This window comes from Psychromonas antarctica (genome assembly GCF_022267535.1).
GTDB classification, from domain to species: domain Bacteria; phylum Pseudomonadota; class Gammaproteobacteria; order Enterobacterales; family Psychromonadaceae; genus Psychromonas; species Psychromonas antarctica.
Genome location: NZ_JAHNZV010000130.1, coordinates 1 through 6,765, shown reverse-complemented (window position 1 = coordinate 6,765; position 6,765 = coordinate 1). Strand labels below are relative to the sequence as shown.

The window sequence follows — 6,765 nt, the reverse complement described above, 5'->3', positions numbered from 1 at the left end:
GGTAAAATAGAAAGGTAGACAAAAATAGAAATAAAAGCCCTTAACTGACTGGCGCTATAGCCGTAATAGCTATCTGCGAGAATGGCAAACAGAGATGATGCGCCCAATAACCAAAGAAATTTATTATCTTTTAAGTTGTCTTTAATATGATGAGTACCATATTTGTATAATGATGTTATAGCGGCAATGAGAATAATCACTACAATAGTTTTTTTACCGTTAGGGTATAAAAATAGGCCTGTAAAAGCCCATAAAATAGGCAGTAGTATAAGGGCATCTAATAAGTTGTTTTTAATGTTGATTTTTAAGCTTTTCATCTTTTATTCGATTCTATTATTATAAGTAAATTTTTTATTTTATATCTTATTTCTTCATAGGCCCTGAATATTTCAATAATAGCTTTGTGCCATATGGATAATTTTGCTTTTATTTTTCTATTTGAGCCAATAGTTGATTTTATTTTTGCTCTTGTCACTAAATCAGGTTTGAAACTATAAGTTGAAATACCGTGCCGCCAGGGTTTCTCCATATAATTATCAACGGGGTCAATAAACTGATTGGCATTTTTAATAAACTGTTTTGCGGCATGGGGGCTAATTAAATAGCTTTGTAAGCCACAGGTTCGCTCATGGTAATACACTATTTCAGATGTTGAATTTATTTCTTCTATCGTGCTATATCTTTTTTTGAACATCGAAAAAAGTTTAATAAAGTGATATTTATTAATAAGTTGATCAAATAATGGTTGCGTTTCTTGAAACAACTCAGTTAAATCACAATTATCTTCAAAGACTAAAATAGGCTCATTTAGTGCGACACATTTTTGCCATAAAGAATAATGGCTGGCAAAGCAGGCTAATTCACTTTCAATCAAAGCATAACCAAAGCGCAACAGTGTCTGATCCGGTGCTCTTTTATTTGAGTATTTAAAGTTAGGTGTTGATGCATCTATAGCATCAAAAAATTCAAATTTTATATTGGCATCACCCAACGTTGTCGTTATTCGATTTCTTCTGTCAGTAGAGCGTTTCAAACTCATTACAAATATTTTCATGCTATTTATTCATCTCTTTTCTGTTCAACCAAATCACATGCTTAATAGTGCTTTCAGGAACCCTTTTGCGGCCACTATTATAGGCTGTATTGCATCAATTCGCTCAATCAGTTCGGCTTAAATTTGCAAGCGCGGCTGTAAATGTTCAGGGGAAAACATGGGACGATGTTCTAATTTTCGGTGATAGGTACAGGCAACTTTACCTTCTTCAACAAATGATTCAGAACGACTCGTTACAAGATAAAAAAGCAAATATGATGACTACAGAAACATCAATTTACTTTGTTGAGATCGCTGATATAGACAAAATCATGTTTCTGTAGGCCTTCAAAAAGCGTCGCCTTTTCAAAGGGAGAAAGCTGCTTCTTTAGGTTAAGAGTGTCATTGCTAGCATAATTTTGGGGCTGTTATTAGCAGCCCGTTTTATACCCGTTATAGAGCATGCAAAATTGTATTTTCATCGGTAACGGGTATATGTTTATATTAAAATTGATAATCCCAGTTTGCCCATAGCGCTATATTATTATCATTCTTAATATCATTGCTATAAGTCGAGTAGGTATAACTGGCACCTGTTTCTAGTTTACCTTGTAGTAACGGGAATATATATGTGAAATCAAATTGTGTCGCCTGCTCTGCCATTGCTGCCACAGTATTGCCGCCTGGCGCGTTTGCATTACTGTTGTCTACGTTGAGATCTAGGTAACGCAGATTTGATTTCCACTGGTGTCCATTATCGCTGTTACCAATAAAGCCTAATACATAGGTGCGCGCATCATTATCATAAGTTGAGCCTATTGATTTTGACTGGTAACGGTAACCTCCTTTGTAAGTACTATGCTCATAGGTACAATCACCGTCTCCACCACAAGCGGCATTCGTTTCGGTATATTCAAAAAAAGTGCGAATAGACTGATTAAAAGCACGGTAACTCATATCTAGCCCCATAAGATAACTGTGCTCTTCAAAGGGGGGGAAGCGGTTTAACTGCATTGAATCTTCACCCATGCTTTCCCAGTAGATGCCGTAAGGCATACCATATAAGGTGCTGCCCCAGCGAAAATCAACGGCAGCAAGCTGATTGGCTGGGTTTTCCCCAGTGTAAACATTACTGTCTCCGGATAACATATCCCACCAAGTGCTTACGCCGCATCCTTTGTCATCACCGCATAACTGCGCCGTTCTGGTTATACCAAATTCAAAGTTTGGGTGAGGCTTAAAAGAGGTTCTAAAACTCCATAATAAAGCGTTGTCTATGCTGCGGTATTGATCATCATTCATCCATGAGATACCCGTTGTCAGGGTCCAAGGGCCTAGCCATTTTAAAACCGGCAGCGTAAATGCTTGCGGGTTATTACGGCTAACAGAAAGTGTGGGCATTGATCGAGTGTTGCTGCTTTTCATTAACGCCGTGTCCCAACCTTGTCCGTACCACTCATCATAGCTACCCGCCGTGAAAACCCAGTTTCCAAGTAATAGACTCAGATAACTTCCATCTAAACGCAACTCATCGCCATCTGTAGAATCATATACCGCGCTACTTTTTAAGCGGTAAGCAAAATATTCGCTTTCACCAGTGACGGCAATAGCTGCTTGCGCTTTTTCTTGAACGGGTGTGCCATAGTGCTGAAAGCGGGGCTTTTTAGTGGCGCCGGCAACAGATAAATCGATTTTATAACGGCTATTTTTTAAATTGTTATAATATTTAACAACGCGTTCATAAGATCCTTTCGCTTGTGCTGGAATATCTTCAGGCAGCGTCTCGTTAATTCCCTGCATCACCCCGCTCCACATTAAGGGGTAAGTCGTGGTTGGTACTTTAACAATACCCACATCAGCAAGTAGCTGAATATCTGCGCGGAGATGTAAATTATTAGCATCGATCCAGTGGTATGATGCTGATGCATTAGCACTGATAAGCAGTAAAAGAGTGAAAATAGCCTTTTTCATGAAACATCCTGTTATTTGTTTAATTCTGCCATATAAAGTGCGACACCTTGAGCAACACCTTTAAATTCCGCATCATAACCTACGCCACGAAGCTGGGTTAAATCTGCTTGAGTAAAACTTTGGTAGCGGCCTTTTAGATGCTCAGGGAATGGGATCCGCTGTACTTCACCTTTTTGGTGATAAGCGACAACGGCTTCACCCACTTCAAGGAAAGATTCTGCCTTGCCTGTGCCAACATTAAAAATTCCTGAAATATTGTGGTCAAAAAACCATAAGTTGACTTTGCAAACATCATCAATATAAACAAAATCACGTTTATGGTCACCCTCAAATAGTTTGGCGTTTTCATCAGCATTAAGTTGGTTATTTAGGTGAAATGCGACGCTTGCCATACTACCTTTATGTTGCTCACGCGGGCCGTAGACATTAAAATAACGGAAACCGACAATTTGAGGCAGCGTTTCATTGTGTGCTTTTGCGTCAATCCAAACGCGGCGTACATACTGGTCAAATTGAAATTTAGAGTAACCATAAACGTTTAATGGCTGTTCATATTTAAATTCTTCTTTAAAGGTATCATTGCCACCGTAAGTGGCTGCCGATGAAGCATATAAGAATGGAATGTCGCGTTCTATGCAGTAATGAAGCAGATCTTTGGAATATTCATAATTATTTTCCATCATGAATTTACCGTCCCATTCAGTCGTTGACGAGCATGCGCCTTCATGAAAAATCGCGTCAATATCACCGAATTCTTGCCCGGAAACGATCTGCGTAATAAATTCATCTTTATCCATATAATCCATAATCTGCAAATCAACAAGATTAATGAACTTAGTGCCATCGGTTAAATCATCGACAACGAGAATATCTGTAATGCCACGTTCATTAAGGGATTTGACGATATTACTGCCGATAAAACCGGCACCACCTGTAACTATAAACATGTTTTTACCTCTTGCTGGGGATAAGATTTAATATAGGAAATTATTATCATTATAGTATGCAATTATTTAAACTCGCATGCCAACTTTAGTTGTAATTTAAAGTAGATGATTTCCTTAATTATTAATGGATTAGATACAGGTTTTCGTAACCCTTTTTTATAAACTAAGGTAGAACATTTGAATGGGCAAAGTTTAATTATAAGCGCAACCGTTGTAACAACATTTGCAGAGGGAATGAGTCTTCTTACCATGTTACGGTCGGCTTTCTACTTTAGCATCCGAGCAAAGTTCTGTCGCTACATCTTGACGATATTTCAGTATAGGTCTACAAGGTTTAGTAATATAAACCCAATTGTTGAATGTATCTAAACGCCTAAAAAGAAGAACCAATGGCGAACGCGCAAACATCATGCCCCAACAATGAGTTCGGACATGATACTTCTAAAATACGGCCGTTTTACTGACTCTCTAAGCGATAGAGTCGCTCTTGATAAGCAAGGTCGCCCCAAAGTACATGTGCAAGTGCCTGTTTGCTTTCTGACTCGGTGAGTGTTGTTGGGCTTAATGTTTTATTGGTAAAATTATATTGATAAGCGATGGCTGCTTTTTGGGGTTGTAATACCACCAGTTTCTCAGGGGTAAAGTAGGCAAAGTTTTTATCAAACTGCAGCATAATACGCTGCTGCGCTTTATCTAAAGGCTTGCTTAGATCTTGTCCAAGCATCGGTGAGCGGTTTTCTATACCAATCAATGATAGCAAAGTCGGGGGCATATCAATGTTGCTTGCTAAGCGATCGTCTTTTTGCGCTTTAATTCCGCCACCAAAAATAACGGCGGGAATATGGAAGTTTTTGACCGGAACCGGCACATCACCATAGGCAGTCGCATCATGGTCTGCAATCAATAAAAATATTGTGTCTTTCCAATAGTCAGCTTTTTTGGCTTTTTTTATCAGTTCGCCAAGGGCATAATCAGAATATTTTATGGCGTTATTTCGTGTCTGTCTTTCACCTGGCTCGGGATCTATTTTACCTTCAGGGTATTCAAAGGGGGTATGGTTTGAGCTCGTAAAAACAAGGCTGAAAAAAGGCTGTCCAGAACTGTTTAATTCGACAAACTGCTGATGCGCTGCATTGTATAAGTCACCATCTGAAGCCCCCCATGAGCCTGTAAACTCGGGGTTTTTAAAACGTGGAAAGTCAAAGATATCAGTAAATCCATTACCTAAAAAGAAACTTTTCATATTATCAAAATGACTTTCGCCACCATAAATAAACTGCGTATGGTAATTATGTCGTTGCAGTAACTGTGCAATAGTGAAAAAATTAGTTTGGCTTTTTGATAGTTTGACCACTGAGCGCGACGGCGTCGGTGAAAAACCACTGACCACAGCTTCAATACCGCGTACTGAACGGGTACCTGTGGCATACAGATGAGAGAACATCCAGCTTTCATCAATTAATTTATCAAGGTTTGGGGTGAGATTGAGACCGCCGTAAGCGCCAACAAAACGTGCACCTAAACTTTCCTGCAGTAAAATAACTAAATTCTTCGGTTTTCCGGTGTAGCTTGGCTTATTGACTCGTAACGTTGGGATCTCTTCGCTAATAAACGCGCCTTTAGGCGCTGTTGATGCTCTGACTCGATCGATGATCTCTTGCCTGTCCATTTTTCCATAAAATGCTTGTACATTTTTTTCAGAGGTCATGTTTTTCAGTGCAAAAATGACCGAATAAGTAGAGTTGAGAACTAAATCGTTGAGTAATGGCGTGGTTGAAAAAGCGACCAGAGAGGGGTTGAGCGGACGGTGTTCCAGTGTTGACCGGGCGCCTAACAGGCTCACTAGTGCGACCAACAAAAACATAATGGGCATCCAATACCACTTAGGGCGCTGGATATTTTTTACTGTGTAAGCGCTTAATTTCCAACCTAAAAATAGGGTGGTTATCGTACCAACAAAGCCGATAAGCAGCTCTAATTTGTAACCGCCCCAGAGCATACTCAATACTTCTTTCGGGTAGATAAGATATTCAATAAATAAACGATTAGGTCTTAAATCATACTCACTGATAAAAGCGGGGGTAGCGAGCTCCATATAAACAAGAATCCATAATCCAACCACCAACCAAATACGTAATATTACTTTCCAAAATCGACCGATCAAACCATTAAACGGTAGCAAACATGATAGTAGCGCCGGTAATGCGTATAACCAACAGACAGTCGCAAAATCAATCCGTATTCCCTGTAGAAAAATATGTAAATAGTCGCTACTTTCCGTAATACGATCCGCTTCCCAGATAGTAAGCCCTAAGCGCGATAAAGATAAAATAATGAGCGCAGTTGCGGCAAAAACGATAATAGGAAAGAGAGGGCCTGTTAGGCGTTTGCACGAACTCATATTGTATCCTTGAGGGTAAATAGTCGCTATAAAAAGAGTGGCGCTAGGGTAGCACAGGTTTGATTCTTTCTTGAAACAGTTAAATGATGATCCGGTGCAAAAAAATAACAGTTAAAATGTAAATGAAATGTTGCGTATGTTCAACTGTATTTGTTAAGTTCTGGCAATTAAAAACACCGAAAAAAGGGATATACAATGACCACATTTCAGTTAATTAGTACTTATGATGCCCAGCAACGAGTCATAAAAGAGAAAATAAAAATAGCTGATATTCGCGATCAGAATACTTATAACTCAAGTTTCGGGGTTCATTTTTAGCCAATAAAAGTGAACCATCCCTCATTCTAGGGCTTCTTGCCGCAAAGTAAAGTTATCCATTTGCATGACTTGCGTAAAAAAATCGACAACCGTCT

5 protein-coding genes and 1 pseudogene are annotated in these 6,765 nt (G+C 39.2%); 1 reads left to right on the top strand and 5 read right to left on the bottom strand.

All coding sequences use genetic code 11. The annotated features are described in order from the left end of the window. From KSO91_RS15340 to KSO91_RS15320, 5 genes and pseudogenes are all read right to left on the bottom strand, one after another. Positions 1-317: pseudogene (locus KSO91_RS15340) on the bottom strand (hypothetical protein); the annotation flags it as partial. Beyond that, on the bottom strand, positions 314-1,054 hold the full coding sequence (locus tag KSO91_RS15335; protein ID WP_238743907.1) for a glycosyltransferase family 25 protein: 741 nt from the start codon (positions 1,052-1,054) through the stop codon (positions 314-316). The gene KSO91_RS15335 and the pseudogene KSO91_RS15340, both read right to left, overlap by 4 nt. Positions 1,055-1,537: 483 nt before the next feature. Next, positions 1,538-3,004, bottom strand: coding sequence for a capsule assembly Wzi family protein (locus tag KSO91_RS15330; RefSeq protein ID WP_238743906.1), 1,467 nt, complete (start codon positions 3,002-3,004; stop codon positions 1,538-1,540). 11 nt (positions 3,005-3,015) lie between these two features. Continuing rightward, the gene (gene rfaD / locus KSO91_RS15325; protein WP_238743905.1) at positions 3,016-3,951 is read right to left on the bottom strand and encodes an ADP-glyceromanno-heptose 6-epimerase; all 936 of its coding nucleotides are present in this window, start codon (positions 3,949-3,951) and stop codon (positions 3,016-3,018) included. A gap of 457 nt (positions 3,952-4,408) precedes the next feature. Continuing rightward, positions 4,409-6,352 (bottom strand): LTA synthase family protein, encoded by a 1,944-nt coding sequence (locus tag KSO91_RS15320; RefSeq protein ID WP_238743904.1) that lies wholly within the window; start codon positions 6,350-6,352, stop codon positions 4,409-4,411. Between the two features lie 195 nt (positions 6,353-6,547). On the opposite strand from KSO91_RS15320, the gene KSO91_RS17695 reads away from it, so the two are divergent. Further along, entirely contained in the window at positions 6,548-6,670 is a 123-nt protein-coding gene (locus KSO91_RS17695; RefSeq protein ID WP_275114021.1) for a rhodanese-like domain-containing protein, read from the top strand. Positions 6,671-6,765: the final 95 nt, after the last annotated feature.